Annotated in this window: 21 protein-coding genes; 18 read left to right on the top strand and 3 right to left on the bottom strand. The window is 59.9% G+C overall.

The genetic code is table 11. The features are described from left to right. The 8 genes from ACP7EE_RS01625 to ACP7EE_RS01590 all read left to right on the top strand — a co-directional run bounded on the left by ACP7EE_RS01625 (position 1) and on the right by ACP7EE_RS01590 (position 8,755). Positions 1 to 717 (top strand): SPOR domain-containing protein, encoded by a 717-nt coding sequence (locus ACP7EE_RS01625; protein WP_426233055.1) that lies wholly within the window; start codon positions 1 to 3, stop codon positions 715 to 717. Positions 718 to 1,005: 288 nt separating this feature from the next. Continuing rightward, positions 1,006 to 1,542, top strand: coding sequence for an ATP-dependent protease subunit HslV (gene hslV, locus ACP7EE_RS01620; protein WP_420646890.1), 537 nt, complete (start codon positions 1,006 to 1,008; stop codon positions 1,540 to 1,542). 49 nt (positions 1,543 to 1,591) lie between these two features. Continuing rightward, positions 1,592 to 2,929, top strand: a complete 1,338-nt coding sequence (gene hslU / locus ACP7EE_RS01615; RefSeq protein ID WP_426201764.1) for an ATP-dependent protease ATPase subunit HslU — start codon at positions 1,592 to 1,594, stop codon at positions 2,927 to 2,929. Between the two features lie 125 nt (positions 2,930 to 3,054). Continuing rightward, complete coding sequence (locus ACP7EE_RS01610; RefSeq protein WP_426233053.1) at positions 3,055 to 3,432, top strand: gamma-butyrobetaine hydroxylase-like domain-containing protein; 378 nt, start codon at positions 3,055 to 3,057, stop codon at positions 3,430 to 3,432. A gap of 257 nt (positions 3,433 to 3,689) precedes the next feature. Further along, complete coding sequence (phaC, locus tag ACP7EE_RS01605; RefSeq protein ID WP_420646887.1) at positions 3,690 to 5,369, top strand: class II poly(R)-hydroxyalkanoic acid synthase; 1,680 nt, start codon at positions 3,690 to 3,692, stop codon at positions 5,367 to 5,369. Between the two features lie 59 nt (positions 5,370 to 5,428). Beyond that, positions 5,429 to 6,283 (top strand): poly(3-hydroxyalkanoate) depolymerase, encoded by an 855-nt coding sequence (gene phaZ, locus ACP7EE_RS01600; protein WP_420646886.1) that lies wholly within the window; start codon positions 5,429 to 5,431, stop codon positions 6,281 to 6,283. Positions 6,284 to 6,422: 139 nt separating this feature from the next. Next, a complete protein-coding gene (gene phaC / locus ACP7EE_RS01595) occupies positions 6,423 to 8,105 on the top strand; it encodes a class II poly(R)-hydroxyalkanoic acid synthase (RefSeq protein WP_426233051.1) in 1,683 nt (560 codons plus the stop codon). Between the two features lie 29 nt (positions 8,106 to 8,134). Next, entirely contained in the window at positions 8,135 to 8,755 is a 621-nt protein-coding gene (locus tag ACP7EE_RS01590) for a TetR/AcrR family transcriptional regulator (RefSeq protein WP_426233049.1), read from the top strand. Positions 8,756 to 9,020: 265 nt separating this feature from the next. Here the strand turns inward: ACP7EE_RS01590 and ACP7EE_RS01585 are convergent, their stop codons facing one another. The 3 genes from ACP7EE_RS01585 to ACP7EE_RS01575 all read right to left on the bottom strand — a co-directional run bounded on the left by ACP7EE_RS01585 (position 9,021) and on the right by ACP7EE_RS01575 (position 10,733). After that, entirely contained in the window at positions 9,021 to 9,863 is an 843-nt protein-coding gene (locus ACP7EE_RS01585; protein WP_426233047.1) for a phasin family protein, read from the bottom strand. Positions 9,864 to 9,873: 10 nt separating this feature from the next. Continuing rightward, positions 9,874 to 10,296: a phasin family protein gene (locus tag ACP7EE_RS01580; RefSeq protein ID WP_420646882.1), complete on the bottom strand. Its 423-nt coding sequence runs from the start codon at positions 10,294 to 10,296 to the stop codon at positions 9,874 to 9,876. A 161-nt stretch (positions 10,297 to 10,457) separates the two neighbouring features. After that, positions 10,458 to 10,733, bottom strand: coding sequence for a polyhydroxyalkanoic acid system family protein (locus ACP7EE_RS01575; protein ID WP_420646881.1), 276 nt, complete (start codon positions 10,731 to 10,733; stop codon positions 10,458 to 10,460). 154 nt (positions 10,734 to 10,887) lie between these two features. Between ACP7EE_RS01575 and ubiE the strand changes: the two genes are divergently transcribed. The 10 genes from ubiE (at position 10,888) to ACP7EE_RS01525 (ending at position 19,061) form a co-directional block, all read left to right on the top strand. Continuing rightward, the gene (gene ubiE, locus ACP7EE_RS01570) at positions 10,888 to 11,658 is read left to right on the top strand and encodes a bifunctional demethylmenaquinone methyltransferase/2-methoxy-6-polyprenyl-1,4-benzoquinol methylase UbiE (RefSeq protein WP_093227509.1); all 771 of its coding nucleotides are present in this window, start codon (positions 10,888 to 10,890) and stop codon (positions 11,656 to 11,658) included. Further along, on the top strand, positions 11,658 to 12,281 hold the full coding sequence (locus ACP7EE_RS01565) for a ubiquinone biosynthesis accessory factor UbiJ (protein ID WP_426233044.1): 624 nt from the start codon (positions 11,658 to 11,660) through the stop codon (positions 12,279 to 12,281). The genes ubiE and ACP7EE_RS01565 overlap by 1 nt, the downstream gene beginning before the upstream one ends. Further along, complete coding sequence (gene ubiB, locus ACP7EE_RS01560) at positions 12,278 to 13,882, top strand: ubiquinone biosynthesis regulatory protein kinase UbiB (protein ID WP_426233042.1); 1,605 nt, start codon at positions 12,278 to 12,280, stop codon at positions 13,880 to 13,882. Before ACP7EE_RS01565 ends, ubiB begins: the two co-directional genes overlap by 4 nt. 83 nt (positions 13,883 to 13,965) lie before the next feature. Beyond that, the gene (hisI, locus tag ACP7EE_RS01555) at positions 13,966 to 14,367 is read left to right on the top strand and encodes a phosphoribosyl-AMP cyclohydrolase (protein ID WP_046816940.1); all 402 of its coding nucleotides are present in this window, start codon (positions 13,966 to 13,968) and stop codon (positions 14,365 to 14,367) included. Further along, on the top strand, positions 14,360 to 14,692 hold the full coding sequence (locus ACP7EE_RS01550; protein WP_420646879.1) for a phosphoribosyl-ATP diphosphatase: 333 nt from the start codon (positions 14,360 to 14,362) through the stop codon (positions 14,690 to 14,692). The genes hisI and ACP7EE_RS01550 overlap by 8 nt, the downstream gene beginning before the upstream one ends. Positions 14,693 to 14,717: 25 nt before the next feature. Continuing rightward, a complete protein-coding gene (locus ACP7EE_RS01545; RefSeq protein ID WP_003220847.1) occupies positions 14,718 to 14,999 on the top strand; it encodes a twin-arginine translocase TatA/TatE family subunit in 282 nt (93 codons plus the stop codon). A 10-nt stretch (positions 15,000 to 15,009) separates the two neighbouring features. Beyond that, a complete protein-coding gene (gene tatB / locus ACP7EE_RS01540; RefSeq protein WP_426233039.1) occupies positions 15,010 to 15,447 on the top strand; it encodes a Sec-independent protein translocase protein TatB in 438 nt (145 codons plus the stop codon). Then, positions 15,444 to 16,235 carry a twin-arginine translocase subunit TatC gene (gene tatC / locus ACP7EE_RS01535; RefSeq protein WP_426233037.1) on the top strand — a complete coding sequence of 264 codons (792 nt, stop codon included), beginning with the start codon at positions 15,444 to 15,446 and terminating at the stop codon, positions 16,233 to 16,235. Before tatB ends, tatC begins: the two co-directional genes overlap by 4 nt. Beyond that, positions 16,232 to 16,939: a 16S rRNA (uracil(1498)-N(3))-methyltransferase gene (locus ACP7EE_RS01530; protein WP_426233035.1), complete on the top strand. Its 708-nt coding sequence runs from the start codon at positions 16,232 to 16,234 to the stop codon at positions 16,937 to 16,939. Before tatC ends, ACP7EE_RS01530 begins: the two co-directional genes overlap by 4 nt. Positions 16,940 to 17,144: 205 nt before the next feature. Further along, positions 17,145 to 19,061 (top strand): methyl-accepting chemotaxis protein, encoded by a 1,917-nt coding sequence (locus ACP7EE_RS01525; RefSeq protein WP_426233033.1) that lies wholly within the window; start codon positions 17,145 to 17,147, stop codon positions 19,059 to 19,061. Positions 19,062 to 19,170 lie beyond the last annotated feature (109 nt).

Genomic DNA, 19,170 nt, shown 5'->3' with positions numbered 1-19,170 from the left:
TTGGCTGCCAAGAAAAAACCTGCACCCAAGCGTGGCGCCAGCCGTTACCAAGCTCCTGCAAAGCAACCGATTCCGGGTTGGCTGTGGATGGCGATCGGCCTCACGGTCGGCGCGTTCATCGTGTTTCTGATGAAACTGGAACCGGGCAAGGGCAGCGACGCGGTCAAGCGTGAAAAGTTCGAGCAACAGCAACAACAGAAAGCCAGCAAGATCGCCGAGGCGAACAAAACCCCGCCGAGCCCGACGCAACCGGTGAAGCCGAAGTACGACTTCTACACCCTGCTGCCGGAGTCGGAAGTGATTGTGCCGCCGGACGCCGTGCCGGAGAAAACCCTGCCGACGCCACAAGTGCCGGCAATCCCGACGACGCCGGTAACGCCTGCGGAAGCGGCGAAGATCGACACCGCGCGCGCTCAGGCTGCACTGGCCGGGATCACCCCGCCGCCAGCACCGCCAGTAAGCAAAGCGGCGCCGGTGACCAAGTTTTTCCTGCAGGCCGGTTCGTTCCGCAAAGAGGCTGACGCAGACAAAGTGCGCGCGCAGATCATTCTGCTCGGTCAGGCCGTGGCGGTTGAGTCCGGCACGGTGAAAGAGGAAACCTGGTATCGCGTACTGGTCGGCCCGTTCAGCAACCGCGAACAGCTGACCACAGCGCAGAAACAACTGGCCGGCGCAGGCTTTAGCAACCTGTTGTTACAACAACGCCAGAGCCGCTGATCCAAAGCTGAACCTAAACAGTTCGGCGGACATTGTGGCGAGGGAGCTTGCTCCCGCTGGGGTGCGAAGCGCCCCCAAACTCTGTGAATTCGGTGCATCAGACAGACCGGGATCCCAGGGTTTGCGGCTGCTGCGCAGCCGAGCGGGAGCAAGCTCCCTCGCCACAAGGGTTTGTCCCCATCACCACACCGCTCGTCCCCTCTCCCGCCCCACAGTTGAAATCCTCTCCACCACCCCCATATGAATGGGAATCAGGCATTTTCGCCTCGCTGCGTGGAGACTCTTCCCTTGACCACCATCGTTTCAGTCCGCCGCCACGGCAAAGTCGTCATGGGCGGCGACGGCCAGGTTTCTCTTGGCAACACCGTGATGAAAGGCAACGCGAAGAAAGTGCGTCGCCTGTACCACGGCCAGGTCATCGCCGGTTTTGCCGGCGCCACCGCTGACGCCTTCACTTTGTTCGAACGCTTTGAAGGCCAGCTCGAGAAGCATCAGGGCCACCTGGTCCGCGCCGCTGTCGAACTCGCCAAAGAATGGCGCACCGACCGTTCCCTGAGCCGCCTCGAAGCCATGCTCGCGGTGGCCAACAAAGACGCCTCGCTGATCATCACCGGCAACGGTGACGTAGTTGAGCCGGAAAACGGCCTGATCGCCATGGGTTCCGGCGGCGGTTACGCCCAGGCTGCTGCCAGCGCGCTGCTGAAAAAGACTGATCTGTCGGCCCGCGAAATCGTCGAGACTGCGCTCGGCATCGCCGGCGACATCTGTGTATTCACCAACCACACTCAGACCATTGAGGAGCAGGATCTCGCTGAAGAAGCCTGATTTGGCCCCTGCGCCACGGCTTGTTTCTGCTTGAGGACCGCCAACTATTATGTCCATGACTCCCCGCGAAATCGTTCACGAACTCAATCGCCATATCATCGGCCAGGACGATGCCAAGCGCGCCGTCGCGATTGCTTTGCGCAACCGCTGGCGCCGCATGCAGCTGCCGGAAGAGCTGCGCGTTGAAGTGACCCCGAAAAACATCCTGATGATCGGCCCGACCGGTGTCGGTAAAACCGAAATCGCCCGTCGCTTGGCGAAACTGGCCAACGCGCCGTTCATCAAGGTCGAAGCGACCAAGTTCACCGAAGTCGGCTATGTCGGCCGTGACGTCGAATCGATCATTCGTGATCTGGCCGACGCCGCAATCAAGCTGTTGCGCGAACAGGAAATGACCAAGGTTCGCCACCGCGCCGAAGACGCCGCCGAAGACCGCATTCTCGACGCCCTGCTGCCGCCGGCACGCATGGGCTTCAGCAATGAAGAAGCGCCGAGCGCGGATTCCAACACCCGCCAGCTGTTCCGCAAGCGCCTGCGCGAAGGTCAGCTGGATGACAAGGAAATCGAAATCGAAGTCGCCGAGATGGCCGGCGTCGATATTTCCGCGCCTCCGGGCATGGAAGAGATGACCAACCAGCTGCAAAGCCTGTTTGCCAACATGGGCAAAGGCAAGAAGAAGGCGCGCAAGCTCAAGGTTAAAGAAGCACTGAAGCTGGTGCGCGATGAAGAAGCCGGGCGTCTGGTCAACGACGAAGAGTTGAAGGCCAAGGCGCTGGAAGCGGTCGAGCAGCACGGCATCGTGTTCATCGACGAAATCGACAAGGTTGCCAAGCGCGGCAATTCCGGTGGCGTCGATGTGTCCCGCGAAGGCGTGCAACGTGACTTGCTGCCGCTGATCGAAGGCTGCACCGTCAACACCAAACTGGGCATGGTCAAGACCGACCACATCCTGTTCATCGCTTCCGGTGCGTTCCACCTGAGCAAGCCGAGCGATCTGGTGCCGGAGCTGCAAGGTCGTCTGCCGATCCGCGTCGAACTCAAGGCCCTGAGCCCGGAAGACTTCGAACGCATCCTCAGCGAACCGCATGCCTCGCTCACCGAGCAATATTGCGCGCTGCTGAAGACCGAAGGCCTGAACATCGAGTTCAAGCCAGAAGGTATCAAGCGCATCGCCGAGATCGCCTGGCAGGTCAACGAAAAGACCGAGAACATCGGTGCCCGTCGTCTACACACGCTGCTTGAGCGGTTGCTCGAAGAGGTTTCGTTCAGCGCCGGCGATCTGGCCAGCGCGCATGATGACAAGGTGATCCTGATCGACGCTGAATACGTCAACAGCCACCTCGGCGAATTGGCGGAGAACGAAGACCTGAGCCGTTATATCCTGTAGGTCACTTCTCCCTGTAGGAGCTGCCGCAGGCTGCGATCTTTTGATCTGTTTTTTTGAAATCAAGATCAAGAGATCGCAGCCTGCGGCAGCTCCTACAGGGGCTCATCACAGTCGGATGACCTGCCATGACTAATATCCCCACCGACATCAAACTGCACAAAGCCTCGAAAACCCTGACGCTCACCTATGCGTCCGGCGAAGAATTCACCCTGCCCGCAGAATTCCTGCGCGTGCATTCTCCCTCCGCCGACGTCCAGGGCCACGGCAAACCGATCCTGCAATTCGGCAAGCTCAACGTCGGGCTGACCAAGCTGGAACCGGCCGGTCAGTACGCACTGAAACTGACCTTCGACGACGGTCACGACAGTGGTCTGTTCACCTGGGAATATCTCTACGAGCTGGGACGACGTCATGACGCACTCTGGGCGGATTATCTCGCCGAACTAAAAGCTGCCGGGAAAACCCGCGACCCGAACGAGTCGATCGTCAAGCTGATGCTCTAGTCCGCACCTCCTGCTCTTTAGAGGGCATTTTCTAAATTCATCTGATTGAATGCTCCGCACCGGCGGCCAGGATCGGCTGCTTGCGAAAAAAATTAAACTCGGGTAACCAATGGAGCTGGCAAGTTCCCTGCAGTGCTCTACGACTGTAAAGCAGCTATGCAGAATCAACGGTCACCCGAGCAGTAGTACCTGGCATTGGCTGTGGAACTGCACAGCAGAAAACCGGGTACTCGTCTCAGGACAATGGAGCGTCGTAGATGAGTAACAAGAATAACGATGACTTGAAGTACCAAGCCTCGGAAAACACCCTGGGGCTTAATCCCGTCGTTGGGCTACGCGGAAAGGATCTGCTGGCCTCTGCTCGAATGGTGCTGACCCAGGCCATTAAACAACCGATCCATAGTGTCAAACACGTCACGCATTTCGGCCTCGAATTGAAGAACGTGCTGTTTGGTAAATCCGAACTGCAACCGGCTGGCGATGACCGTCGCTTTGCCGATCCGGCGTGGAGTCAGAACCCGCTGTACAAACGCTATCTGCAAACTTATCTGGCGTGGCGCAAGGAACTCCACGCCTGGATTGACGACAGCAGCCTGACGCCCAAAGACATTGCGCGCGGGCACTTCGTGATCAACCTGATGACTGAAGCCATGGCGCCGACCAACAGCGCGGCCAACCCCGCAGCGGTCAAACGCTTCTTCGAAACAGGCGGCAAAAGCCTGCTCGACGGGCTCTCACATCTGGCCAAGGATCTGGTGCACAACGGCGGCATGCCGAGCCAGGTCAACATGGGCGCGTTCGAAGTCGGCAAGAGCCTCGGTGTCACCGAAGGCGCGGTGGTGTTTCGCAACGACGTGCTGGAGCTGATCCAGTACAAGCCGATCACCGAGCAAGTGCACGAGCGCCCGCTGCTGGTGGTGCCGCCGCAGATCAACAAGTTCTATGTATTCGACCTCAGCCCGGACAAAAGCCTGGCGCGGTTCTGCCTGCGCAATAACGTGCAGACCTTCATTGTCAGTTGGCGCAATCCGACCAAGGAACAGCGCGAGTGGGGCCTCTCGACTTACATCGATGCCTTGAAGGAAGCAGTCGATGTGGTCACCGCGATCACTGGCAGCAAAGACATCAACATGCTCGGCGCATGCTCCGGCGGCATCACCTGCACCGCCCTGCTCGGCCATTACGCCGCGCTCGGCCAGAACAAAGTCAACGCCCTGACGCTGCTGGTCAGTGTGCTCGACACCACCCTGGACAGCGACGTAGCGCTGTTCGTCGACGAGCAAACCCTTGAAGCCGCCAAGCGCCATTCGTATCAGGCCGGCGTGCTCGAAGGCAAAGACATGGCCAAAGTCTTCGCCTGGATGCGTCCAAACGATTTGATCTGGAACTACTGGGTCAACAACTACCTGCTCGGTAACGAGCCGCCGGTGTTCGACATCCTGTTCTGGAACAACGATACGACCCGCTTGCCGGCAGCGTTCCACGGCGACCTGATCGAGATGTTCAAAAACAACCCACTGATCCGCTCCAATGCACTGGAAGTGTGCGGCACTGCGATTGACCTCAAGCAGGTGACCGCCGATATCTTCTCGCTGGCCGGCACCAACGACCACATCACGCCGTGGAAGTCCTGCTACAAGTCGGCGCAGTTGTTTGGGGGCAAGGTTGAATTCGTGTTGTCGAGCAGCGGGCACATCCAGAGCATTCTGAACCCGCCGGGCAACCCGAAATCACGTTACATGACCAGCGAAGGCATGGCCGCCAACGCCGATGACTGGCAGGCGAATTCGACCAAGCACACCGATTCCTGGTGGCTGCACTGGCAGGCGTGGCAAGCCGCGCGCTCGGGCGAACTGAAAAAGGCACCGACCAAACTGGGCAACAAGGCTTATCCGGCGGGTGAAGCGTCGCCGGGCACTTATGTACATGAGCGGTAACTGACACACCGCGCTCCCACACAGGGGCGCGGTGACCTTAAATCCACAGGGCCTGACGCATGCCGCACCCGTTTATTTTTCGTACTGTCGAGCTGGATGGCCAGACCCTCCGCACCGCAGTACGCCCCGGCAAGCCTCACTTGACGCCCTTGCTGATTTTCAACGGCATCGGCGCCAACCTGGAGCTGGTGTTTCCGTTCGTCGCGGCTTTGGACCCGGATCTGGAAGTGATCGCCTTCGACGTGCCCGGTGTCGGCGGCTCTTCGACGCCGAATCGGCCGTACCGCTTTCCCGGACTGGCCAAGCTCACCGCGCGCATGCTCGATTACCTCGACTACGGACAGGTCAACGTGATTGGCGTGTCCTGGGGTGGCGCGCTGGCGCAGCAGTTCGCCTACGACTATCCCGAGCGCTGCAAGAAGCTTGTACTCGCGGCGACAGCGGCAGGCGCGGTGATGGTGCCGGGCAAGCCGAAAGTGCTGTGGATGATGGCCAGTCCACGCCGCTATATTCAGCCGTCACACGTGATTCGCATCGCGCCGATGATCTACGGCGGCGCGTTCCGTCGCGATCCGACGTTAGCGGCAAGCCACGCGGCGAAGGTGCGTTCGGCGGGCAAGCTTGGCTACTACTGGCAACTGTTCGCCGGCCTCGGCTGGACCAGCATTCACTGGCTGCACAAGATCCATCAACCGACGCTGGTGCTGGCCGGCGACGACGATCCGCTGATCCCGCTGATCAACATGCGCATGCTCGCCTGGCGCATTCCCAACGCGCAGTTGCACATCATCGATGACGGCCATCTGTTCCTGATCACCCGCGCCGAAGCCGTGGCGCCGATCATCATGAAGTTCCTCCAGGAGGAACGTCAGCGTGCGGTGATGCATCCGCATCCGACTCCGCTGGGCGGATAAACGGCTCCCTCAGCTTTATTGGATGGTTTTTTGCAAAGTGCGTGGCAGGACGCTGCGCAGGCAACAACCCGCAACAGCGTCTATGGTGTTCTGGTTCGGTGTGTTTGTTTTTGGCCTGAAGACGAAGGAGTGTTGAGTCATGCGCGACAAACCAGCGACGGGCGTAGTGCCCAGCCCCGCCGTGTTTATCAATGCACAGAGTGCGATGACCGGCCTGCGCGGCCGCGATCTGATTTCGACATTGCGCAGCGTCGCCGCCCATGGCCTGCGTAATCCGCTGCACAGTGCCAAACACGCCTTGAAGTTCGGCAGCGCGCTCGGACGTGTGCTGCTCGGCGAAACCCTGCATCCGACCAATCCGCAGGACACGCGTTTCGCCGATCCGGCGTGGAGTCTCAACCCGTTTTACCGGCGCAGCTTGCAGGCGTATCTGGCCTGGCAGAAACAGGCCAAGAGCTGGATCGACGACAGCAACATGACCCCCGACGACCGCGCCCGCGCGCACTTCGCCTTCACCCTGCTCAACGACGCGGTGGCGCCGTCCAATACCTTGCTCAATCCGCTGGCGCTAAAGGAGCTGTTTAACTCCGGCGGGCACAGCCTGGTGCGCGGTTTCAGCCATTTGTTCGATGACATGCTGCACAACGATGGCCTGCCACGCCAGGTCACCAAGCAAGCGTTCGAGGTCGGTAAAACCGTGGCGACCACCACTGGCTCGGTGGTGTTTCGCAACGAAATGCTCGAGCTGATCCAGTACAAGCCGATGAGCGAAAAGCAGTACGCCAAGCCGTTGCTGGTGGTGCCGCCGCAAATCAACAAGTACTACATTTTCGACCTCAGCCCGCACAACAGCTTCGTTCAGTTCGCTCTGAAAAACGGTTTGCAGACGTTCATGATCAGTTGGCGCAACCCGGATGTTCGCCATCGCGAATGGGGTCTGTCGACTTACGTCGAGGCCGTCGAAGAAGCGATGAACATCTGCCGGGCGATCACTGGCGCGCGCGAAGTCAATCTCATGGGCGCCTGCGCTGGCGGGCTGACCATCGCCGCGCTGCAAGGGCATTTGCAGGCCAAGCGCCAATTGCGCCGGGTCGCCAGCGCGACCTATCTGGTGAGCCTGCTCGACAGCCAGATGGACTCCCCGGCCACGCTGTTCGCCGATGAACAAACGATTGAAGCGGCCAAGCGCCGTTCGTATCAGAAAGGTGTGCTCGACGGTCGCGACATGGCCAAGGTGTTCGCCTGGATGCGCCCCAACGATTTGATCTGGAGCTACTTCGTCAACAACTACCTGCTGGGCAAAGAGCCGCCGGCGTTCGACATCCTGTACTGGAACAACGACAGCACGCGCCTGCCCGCCGCGCTGCACGGCGATCTGCTGGACTTTTTCAAGCACAACCCGCTGACCCATCCGGGTGGACTGGAGGTGTGCGGCACGCCAATCGATTTGCAGAAAGTCACGGTCGACAGCTTCAGCGTCGCCGGCATAAACGACCACATCACGCCGTGGGACGCGGTGTATCGCTCGACCCTGCTGCTGGGTGGCGAGCGACGCTTCGTACTGTCCAACAGTGGCCATGTGCAGAGCATTCTCAACCCGCCGAACAACCCGAAAGCCAACTACGTCGAGAACGGCAAACTGAGCAGCGATCCGCGCGCCTGGTACTACGACGCCAAGCATGTCGACGGTAGCTGGTGGCCGCAGTGGCTGACGTGGATTCAGGAACGCTCGGGCGCCCAACACGAAACCCAGATGCCCCTTGGCAACGCCAACTATCCACCGATGGAGGCTGCGCCCGGTACTTACGTGCGCGTGCGCTGACCCGCCCCAACCTTTTTTAAGAAGACTGGATGAAAACAAGCGAACGGATCCTCGAATGTGCCCTGCAGTTGTTCAATGAAAAGGGCGAGCCGAACGTCTCGACCATGGAAGTGGCCAATGAAATGGGGATCAGCCCCGGCAACCTCTACTACCACTTCCACGGCAAGGAGCCGCTGATTCTCGGGCTGTTCGAACGTTTTCAGAATGAACTGGCGCCGTTGCTCGATCCGCCGGCCGATGTCGAACTGGCGCCGGAGGATTATTGGCTGTTTCTGCATTTGATCGTCGAGCGACTGGCGCAGTACCGGTTCCTGTTTCAGGACCTGTCGAACCTGGCCGGGCGTTTGCCGAAACTGGCGAAGGGCATTCGCAACCTGCTCAACTCGCTCAAGCGCACGCTGGCTTCATTGCTGGCGCGATTGAAGGCGGCCGGGCAGTTGGTGAGTGATACGCAGGCGTTAGGGCAGCTGGTGGAGCAGATCACCATGACGCTGCTGTTTTCGCTGGATTATCAGCGGATTCTTGATCGCGAGGGAGAGGTTCGGTTGGTGGTTTATCAGATCATGATGCTCGTGGCGCCGCATTTGTTGCCGCCGGTGAAGGTGGCTACGGAGCGGTTGGCTTTGCGGTATCTAGAGGACCATGGGTGAGTCAGATAGATCGTTGCCCTCACCCTAGCCCTCTCCCAGAGGTAGAGGGGACTGACCGAGTTGTCTCGCGTCATACATCGACCTGAGGTACCGAGTCGATTATGGATTCAATACAGCACTCTCAGGTCGATGCAAGACTGAAGCATCTCCCAATCGGCCCCCTCTCCCTCCGGGAGAGGGCTGGGGTGAGGGTAAGCCTGTAAACCGAAAAAATAAAAACGCCCGACCTTCACAGGCCGGGCGTTTTGTTGAAGCCCCGAAAAAATCAGGACTGACTGGTTGGCGTCGACAGTGTCGATGCAGCAGTCGATGTAGCCGCCGGAGTCGGAGCCGCGACGGAGTTCGACGCGCTCACCGGGGCTGCCGGTGTTGCTGGTTTGGCGGCTGGCGCTGCCGGTTTCGGCGCAGCGGCTTTCGGCGCGGCCGGTTTTTTCACTGCGGGTTTCTTCGCAGCCGCCGGTTTGGCGGCAGCGGTTTTCGCTGCTGGCTTGGCTGCGGGTTTTGCCGCAGGTTTGGCCGCGGCCTTGGCAGCTGCAACCGGTTTGGCTGCAGCTTTTGCAGCAGGTTTGGCCGCAGCAGTTTTCGCCACCGATTTGACCGCAGCTTTAGCTTTGGCAACCGGTTTGGCGGCAGCTTTGGCCAACGGCTTGGCAGCAGGTTTCGCTGCAGCAGTTTTAGCCGCAACCGGACGAGCCTTTTCGCCAGTCAGTTTTTCAATCTGCTTGGTCAGTGTTTCGACCTTGCTGTGCAGCGCTTTCACTTCATTGCGGCTCGGCACGCCGAGACGCGAAATCGCGCTGTTCAGGCGCTTGTCGAAAGCCCCTTCGAGCTCGTCCCACTTGCCCAGTGCGCGATCTTTCACGCCGCTGATGCGCGACTTGGCGGAAGAAGCAGAGTCCTTGGCCGCATCGACTTTTTTGCCGACTGCGTTCTTGGTGAGCTTCTCGGCTTTCTCGCCGTCTTTGACCAATGTATCGAAGAGCTTGCTGCCGTCAGTGTCGATCTTCGAGTACACGCCTAAACCAGCCAGCCAGATCTTGCGGGAGTAGTCTTCGACCTTCCCGATCCACGAGCTGCCTTCTTTATCGGTGTTCTTTTTACCAGCCATCCCGTTCTCCTTAAGATTTACGCGCGACGCGTTCGAGCAATGCCGTCAGCTCATCGAGCTTAGCAGAGAGTGTCTCAACGTCATGTTTAGACGGAATGCCGATACGATTCAAGGCACTGGCAACACGCGTGTCGAAGACCTTCTCGACCTTGTCGAGCTGAACTTCGACCCGGCCTTTGAAAGAGCTGACTTCACTTTTGGCTTCATCGATCTCGGCGTTGGCCGCTTCGAGCTTTTCGGTGACAGCTTTTTTGCCTTGTTTTTCAACAGTTTGACCAGCCTTGATCAACTCTTGAAAGTACTCGCTACCCTCTTGGCCGACCTTGGTGTAGGCACCCAGGCCTGCCAGCCAGATCTTGCGGGCATAGGATTTGACGTCGCTCAGAGCAGTTGTCGAAGCGTCGATTTTTTTCTTCAAAATTACTTTAGCCATGGTCCACCTCACGCGCAGAAGGTTTGAGGAACTGCCCGGATAAGTGTCGGGCTCAGGCACAAAGTAGGTTTAAAAATTAGAAACGGCACCCTAACAACTGACATAAAACGTCTGCAGGACAAACACGAACCCTGTGGGAGCGGGATTCAGGAAGAACTGTGTCAGACCAGGGCTTTGTCGAGTGCTTTCTCGATCTCGGCTTTGATCATGCCGCTCATGGCCGACATCATCAGCCCCAGCTCGACATCCACGCGGATCGAATCGTCGCCAACATGCACCGCGCCTTTCACGCCCGAACGTTTAAGGTTCAACACGTCGCCGGCCCACTGCGGCTCCAGGCCGTATTGTTCATTAAGCTTTTGGGCCAGTTTGTCGGCCTTCTCGCGGGCGGCTTCCTTGCCCAGTGTGTGGGCACGCTCAACAGTGATTTTGGCCATTGAATGACTCCTGATTGATCAATAGGTGACAGTAAATCTTGACCGCCGCTGCGGCAAATCGTCCCGAAGGTTGCCCATCTTACCTTTCGCCATTCCAAGACAAAGCATGGCTTGGGGATTAGAATGTCGCGCATTCTCTTTTGGTGACAGCGATATGACTGATCAGCGCAAAGGCAGCGATGCCGAACCCACCACTCACTTCGGCTTCAAAAACGTTCCGGAAAGCCAGAAAGCGGAAAAAGTCGCTGAGGTGTTCCACTCCGTAGCCGCCAAATACGACTTGATGAACGACCTTCTGTCGGGCGGCATGCACCGTTTGTGGAAGCGTTTCGCGATCGAACTGTCGGGCGTGCGCAGCGGTAACCGCGTACTGGACATCGCCGGCGGCACGGGCGACCTGACCAAAAAGTTCTCGCATCTGGTAGGCCCTACCGGTCAGGTCGTTTTGGCCGACATCAACGAATCCATGCTCAAGGTCGGTCGTGACCGTCTGCTCGATCTCGGGGTCTCGGGCAACGTCGAATTCGTCCAGGCCGACGCAGAAAAACTGCCGTTCCCGGACAACCATTTCGACTGCGTGACCATCGCCTTCGGCCTGCGCAACGTAACGCACAAAGAAGACGCCCTGCGTTCCATGCTGCGCGTGCTCAAGCCCGGCGGTCGTCTGCTGGTGCTGGAATTCTCCAAGCCGACCAACGCGCTGATGTCCAAGGCCTACGACGCCTACTCGTTCGCGTTCATGCCGCTGATGGGCAAGCTGATCACCAACGACTCGGAAAGCTATCGTTATCTGGCCGAATCGATCCGCATGCACCCGAATCAGGAAACCCTGAAGTCGATGATGGTCGAGGCCGGTTTCGACCGCGTGACCTATCACAACATGACTGCCGGCATCGTCGCCCTGCACCGTGGCATCAAGCCCTGATGCTCTTGACCGGGCTGCTCGCCAGCGTTGAACTCGGCCTGAACCGGGTGCTGCGTCTCGACAGCACGGCACTGCCGCGCTTGGCGCATCTGACCGGCAAGGTAATTGCCGTCGACTGTCGCAGCCCGGCGCTGCAACTGTTCATCCTGCCGAGCGATGAAGGTCTGATGCTGGCTTCGCATTGGGAAACCGGTGTCGACTGCACCCTGCGCGCCCCGGCCTCCAGCCTGCTGAAACTGGCGCTGAGCAAAGACAAGACGGCGGTGCTGCATGCGCCAGAAGTCGAGCTCGACGGCGACAGCGGCGTGCTGCTGGAGTTGGCCGGCGTGCTGCAAGACCTCGAGCTGGACTGGGAGTACGAACTCTCGCGCTGGCTGGGCCCGGTCGCCACGCAACTGGTGGGCGGTCATCTGCGCAGCCGCGCGCGCTGGTATCAAGAAGGATTTGCCAGCCTCAACCAGAACCTCGCCGAATACCTCGCCGAAGAATCGCGCACCCTCGTCGGGCAGCGCGAAGCCGAAGCGCGCTTCAGCGAACTGGACCGGATCAAACTTGATCTGGAACGTCTCGAGGCGCGCTTCGAGCGCCTTTCCCGATCCCTCGACCCAAGCGATAACGCATGAAGCTGCTCGCCGTCCGCCGTCTGCTGCGCATCCAGTCCGTCGTGATCCGCTACCGCCTCGATGACTTGCTGTTCGACCTGCCACTGCCGTGGTTCCTGCTCGCGTTGCGCTATGCGCTGCCGTGGCGCTGGTTCCCGCGCAAGCCGCTGGACCTGAGTCGCGGTGCGCGCCTGCGTCTGGCGTTACAGGATCTGGGGCCGATCTTTATCAAGTTCGGGCAGATTCTTTCGACCCGTCGCGACCTGCTGCCGGAAGACATCGCCGATGAGCTGATGCTGTTGCAGGACCGCGTGCCGCCGTTCGATTCGCAGGTGTCGATCAAGCTGATCGAAGCCCAGCTCGGCAAGAAGATCAGCGAAGTGTTCACGCGTTTCGACGTCGAACCGCTGGCCTCGGCCTCGGTGGCGCAGGTGCATGCCGCGCAGTTGAAAACCGGCGAAGAAGTGGTGGTCAAGGTGATCCGCCCGGGCCTGAAACCGATCATCGCGCAGGATCTGGCGTGGCTGTTCATCCTCGCCCGCGCCGCCGAAAAGGTCTCGGCCGACGCACGTCTGCTGCACCCGGTGGACGTGGTTCAGGATTACGAAAAAACCATCTACGACGAACTCGATCTGCTGCGCGAGGCGGCCAATGCCAGCCAGTTGAAGCGCAACTTCGAAGGTTCGCCGCTGCTTTACGTGCCGCAAGTCTATTGGGACTGGTGCCGGCCGAAAGTGCTGGTGATGGAGCGCATCTACGGGATTCAGGTGACGGATCTGGCGACCCTCGCCGACCAGCGCACCGACATGAAAATGCTCGCCGAACGCGGTGTGGAGATTTTCTTCACCCAAGTGTTCCGCGACAGCTTTTTCCACGCCGACATGCACCCGGGCAACATCTTCGTCAGCACCGTCAACCCGTGGAGCCCGCAGTACATCGCGATCGACTGCGGCATTGTTGGCAGCCTGACCCCGGAAGACCAGGATTACCTGGCGCGCAACCTGTTTGCCTTCTTCAAGCGTGACTACCGCCGTGTGGCGCAATTGCACATCGATTCGGGCTGGGTGCCGGCGGAAACCAAACTCAACGAATTCGAAGCGGCGATCCGCACCGTCTGCGAACCGATCTTCGAAAAACCGTTAAAAGATATTTCATTTGGCCAGGTGCTGATGCGCCTGTTCCAGACTGCACGCCGCTTCAACATGGAAGTGCAGCCGCAACTCGTACTGCTGCAAAAAACCCTGCTGAACATCGAAGGTCTGGGCCGTCAGCTGTATCCGGATCTGGATCTGTGGAACACCGCGCAGCCGTTTCTCGAACGCTGGATGCGCGAGCGCGTCAGCCCGAAAGCCCTGCTGGGCAACGTGCAGAGCCAACTGGAGCAGATCCCGCACTTGTCGAACATGGCCCGCGATCTGCTCGAGCGCATGTCGCAGCCCCACGCCAAAGACCCTACGCCGCCGTGGCACAAACGCAAGGACGACTGGTTCCTGAGACTGCTCGGCAGTGCGCATCTGGCCGGCGGTGCGATCCTCGCGGCAGGTGGCCCGATGCATGAATTGGGGCATTGGCCGGCGGGCATCATGGTGGCAGTCGGCTTGTATCTGGTCGTTCGCCGATAGCCAGTTCGGTGATCGGCTGGCACACTGTTTCAACGCCCTGAGCCCGACTAATTCAAGTGTGGGGCTCGCTGTCGGAGTCGAAGATGAAAAACTGGCTGGACGAGATCAAGTGGGACGCTGATGGCCTGGTGCCGGCGATTGCCCAGGATCACAAGACCGGACGCGTGCTGATGATGGCCTGGATGAACCGCGAAGCCCTCGAGCTGACCGCGGCAGAAAACCGTGCCATCTATTGGTCACGTTCGCGTGGCAAGCTGTGGCGCAAGGGCGAAGAGTCCGGCCACGTTCAGACTTTGCATGAAATGCGTCTGGACTGTGACGCCGACGTGATCATCCTGATGGTCGAACAGATTGGCGACATCGCTTGCCATACCGGCCGTCAAAGCTGCTTCTACCGTGTCTTCGAAAACGGCGACTGGACCACGGTCGACCCGGTACTCAAAGACCCGCACGCCATTTACTCCGCAGGACACAAACATGAGTGACACCCTGACTCGCCTCGCTCAGGTACTTGAGGAGCGCAAGGGCGCGGCCGCTGACAGTTCGTATGTCGCCAGCCTGTATCACAAGGGTCTGAACAAGATTCTGGAGAAAGTCGGCGAAGAGTCGGTCGAAACCATTATTGCCGCCAAGGACGCTGCGATCAGCGGCGACTGCAGCGACGTGATCTACGAGACCGCCGATTTGTGGTTCCACAGCATGATCATGCTCGCCCAACTGGGGCAGCATCCGCAGGCTGTACTGGATGAACTGGATCGCCGCTTCGGCCTGTCCGGACACGTCGAGAAAGCCTCGCGTCCGTCCGCCTGAACAACTTTTAGAGAGGAACAGCCACATGGGCATTTTTGACTGGAAACACTGGATCGTCATTCTGGTTGTCGTGGTGCTGGTGTTCGGCACCAAGAAACTGAAAAACCTCGGCACTGATGTCGGCGAGTCGATCAAGGGCTTTCGCAAAGCCATGAACGATGACGAAAAACCGGCCGCCGATCCGACCGTCACGCCTGCGCAGCCAGTGCCACCGGTACAGCCGCAAGCCACCGCTCAGGCCAACCCGCCGCACACCATCGACGTGCAGGCGCAGAAAGTCGAAGAGCCGATCCGCAAAGACGTGTGAGCACTGACTAATGTTTGGTATCAGCTTCTCTGAACTGCTGCTCGTCGGCCTCGTGGCCCTGCTGGTGTTGGGCCCCGAGCGTCTGCCGGGTGCTGCGCGCACCGCTGGCCTGTGGGTCGGACGGCTGAAGCGCAGCTTCAACGCGATCAAACAGGAAGTTGAACGTGAGATCGGTGCCGACGAAATTCGCCGGCAACTGCACAACGAGCACATTCTGTCGCTGGAGCAAGAAGCGCGGAAGATCTTCCAGCCGGTTCAGCAAGAGCCGACGCCGGTTGAACACGTGGGCGGGCAGACGATTCATGCGCCTGCCCCCGCTACCCCAGTTGTGGCGACTGTCGAACCTGCACCTGTCGCTGCACCGACTCCGGTTGAACCTGTTGCTCCAGCCGCCGCGCCAACAGCGCCGGCCCCTCACGACCCAACACTGCCGCCGCGAGCCCCATGAGCGATCTCCCCGAAAACGACCAGCACATGCCGCTGGTATCGCACCTCACCGAGTTGCGCACCCGCCTGCTGCGTTGCGTCGCGGCGATCTTCATCATCTTCGCCGGGTTGTTCGCCTTCACCCAGCAGATCTACACCTTCGTCTCGACGCCGCTGCGCCAGTACCTGCCGGTCGGCGCGACGATGATCGCCACTGACGTATCGTCACCGTTCCTGACACCGTTAAAGCTGACGATGATGGTCTCGCTGTTCCTGGCGATCCCGGTGATCCTGCATCAGATCTGGGGCTTCATCGCGCCGGGTCTGTACAAGCATGAGAAGCGCATCGCGGTGCCGCTGCTGGTTTCCAGCATTCTGCTGTTCTACACCGGCATGGCCTTCGCCTATTACTTCGTATTCCCGCTGATCTTCAAGTTCTTCGCCGCTGCCACCCCGGCCGGCGTGGAGATGATGACCGATATCGCCAGTTACCTCGATTTCGTCATGACGCTGTTCTTCGCCTTCGGCGTAGCGTTCGAGATCCCGGTGGCCGTGGTGCTGCTGGTGTGGATTGGTGTGGTCAACGTCGTTTACCTGAAGAAGATCCGCCCGTACGTGATCATCGGCTGCTTTGTGGTCGGCATGATCCTGACCCCGCCGGACATCTTCTCGCAGACCCTGCTGGCCGTGCCGATGTGGATGCTGTTTGAAATCGGCATCATCTTCGGGGGCTTGATCAGCAAACGCGAACGGCCCGCAGAAGAATCGGCCGACGATCACAACGATCAGCCGCCAGCGACCCAGGCATGAACCTGCTGTTGCTCGAAGAAGCCGATTTCATCGCGGCCGACCGCGTCGTGTTGCGTGACCGCCGTCTGACGCATATGCAGGAAGTGCATCGCTCGGAAGTCGGCGACAGCCTGCGGGTCGGGCGCATTGGCGGCTTGATGGGAACCGCCGAACTGCTGCGTCTTGAACCCGGCGAAGCGGAACTGCGCGTCACCCTTGATCAACCTCCGCCGGCCAAGCTGCCGTTGACGCTGGTATTGGCGCTGCCCCGCCCGAAGATGCTGCGACGCGTGTTCCAGACCGTGGCGACCATGGGTGTGCCACGGGTGATTCTGGTCAACAGTTACCGCGTCGAGAAGAGTTTCTGGCAGACGCCGTTTCTTGAGCCCGAAGCGATCCGCGAACAACTGATCCTCGGCCTCGAACAGGCCCGCGATACCGTGCTGCCGGAAATCGTCATCGAGAAACGCTTCAAGCCGTTTGTCGAAGATCGCCTGCCCGCGATCAGCGAAGGCACGCTGGGGCTGGTCGGCCATCCCGGTAATTTCCCGCCCTGCCCGCGCGCCCTCAGCGAACCAGTAACCCTGGCCATCGGCCCCGAGGGTGGCTGGATTCCTTACGAAATCGACCTGCTGGGCAAGTCCGGCCTGCAACCGGTGAAACTCGGTGAGCGCATCCTGCGCGTCGAAACCGCCGTCACCGCCCTGCTCGCACGCCTCTTTTAGGCTCGACACCGATCCCCTGTAGGAGCTGCCGAAGGCTGCGATCTTTTGATGTTGTTTTTTAGAGGCAAGATCAAAAGATCGCAGCCTTCGGCAGCTCCTACATTGATACCGTGCGGGGCCGGCGGATAAATGGTGTTACAGATTGCCATCATTCAGCCGATACAGTCCCCATAAGTCCAATTAGTGGTCCGAGGGGAGTGGTCGCATGTACCGTTGGTTAGCCGAAAGTCTTGGAAACGTCAGCGTCAAACGCAAGCTGGGCATCGGTTTCGGCCTGGTGCTGTTGCTGACGCTGTTGATTACCTTCACCGGCTGGACCGGTATGAGCGGCATCATCAGCCGTGGCGACAAGCTCGGTTTCATCTCGAGCCTGAATGAGCTGACTAAGGACCTGCGTCTGGCCCGTGTCGACTACGACGCGCGCCGCGGCGAACAAGGCCCCGGCGCGGTCAACGACCTGCTCGGCAAACTCGACAGCGGCCTGCAGAACGCGCGCAACATGATCGAGCAACCAGCCGATGTGGCGATGGTCGATCAACAACTGGCAGCGGTCGCAGAATACAAACGCGCCTTCGCCGACATGACCCAGGCCACCGTTCAGCGCGAGGATGCGCGCAGCAAGCTCGGCGCCAGCGCTGACAATGCCGTGGCCAGGGTCAGCGAAGTCGAGAAATCCCTGCTGCAAGGTGAAAGCGTTGCGCAATTCAATAGCGTGATCGAGCTGAGCAAGCTGTTGCAGCAAGCGCGCTATCAGGTTCGCGGCTACACCTACAGCGGCAAGGCCGAAGCCGAGCAACCGGCACTCGACGCCATCGCCAACGCCCTGAGCAATCTCGAAAGCCTGCCGGCCAAACTGCCTGAGCAACACATCGCCAACCTGCAACAGGCGGCCGATTCGCTCAAGGCGTATCGCGCGGCGGTCGGCCAATTCCGCGACTCGCAAGTGATCAATGCCAAGGCTCTCGCACGCATGGCGGCGCAGGGCGACATCCTGATCGACGTCAGCAAGAAGCTCACCGCCTCGCAAACCATCGTGCGCGACACTGACGCGGCTCACGCCAAGAACATGCTGCTGATCGCCACCGTGTTGGCCCTTGCGTTTGGTTTGCTGGCCGCTTGGGCGATCACCCGGCAGATCATTATTCCGCTAACCCAGACCCTGAAAGTCGCCGAACGCGTGGCGGCTGGCGACCTGACGCACAACCTGGTGTCCCTGCGCCGCGACGAACTTGGTCAACTGCAACGTTCGATGCAGAGCATGACCCAAGGCCTGCGCGAGTTGATCGGCGGCATCAGCGACGGCGTAACGCAGATCGCCAGCGCCGCTGAAGAGCTGTCGGCCGTGACCGAGCAGACCAGCGCCGGGGTCAACAACCAGAAGATCGAGACCGATCAGGTCGCCACCGCCATGAACGAAATGGCCGCTACCGTGCAGGAAGTCGCGCGCAACGCCGAGGAAGCTTCCGAGGCAGCGGTCGCGGCTGATCAGCAGGCACGTGAGGGCGACAAGGTGGTCGGTGAGGCCATCGCGCAGATCGAACGTCTGGCGACCGAAGTCGGCCACTCCACCGAGGCCATGGGCGAGCTGAAGCGCGAGAGCGACAAGATCGGCAGCGTGCTCGACGTGATCAAATCCGTCGCTCAACAAACCAACCTGCTGGCGCTCAACGCTGCCATCGAAGCCGCCCGCGCAGGCGAGGCCGGACGTGGTTTTGCCGTGGTTGCAGATGAAGTACGTAGCCTCGCGCAGCGTACGCAGAAGTCGACTGAAGAGATTGAAGAGCTGATTGTCGGCCTGCAGAACGGCACCCAGCAAGTGGCGACGATCATGGACAACAGTCGCACGCTGACCCAGAGCAGCGTGGAGCTGACCCGCCGTGCCGGTGGCTCGCTGGACAACATCACGCGCACCGTTTCGGCGATTCAGGCGATGAACCAGCAAATCGCTGCTGCGGCTGAACAGCAGAGCGCGGTCGCGGAGGAGATCAACCGCAGCATCCTGAACGTACGCGATGTGTCGGATCAGACTTCGGCGGCGAGTGAAGAAACGGCGGCGTCCAGCGTTGAGCTGGCGCGACTGGGTACGCATCTGCAGACGCTGGTGGGGCGGTTCAAGGTTTGAGGTGATTTACCCACCTCGGTTCGCTGTGGACCGAGGTGATGCTATCGCTGGCAAGCCAGCTCCCACAGGTTTTTGCGTCGTTCACAAGGTCTGTGTTCGACTCATTCAC

Origin of the sequence: Pseudomonas sp. TWP3-2 (genome assembly GCF_049897765.1) — a bacterium.
GTDB lineage: Bacteria > Pseudomonadota > Gammaproteobacteria > Pseudomonadales > Pseudomonadaceae > Aquipseudomonas.
This window is presented reverse-complemented; position numbering and strand designations above follow the sequence as displayed.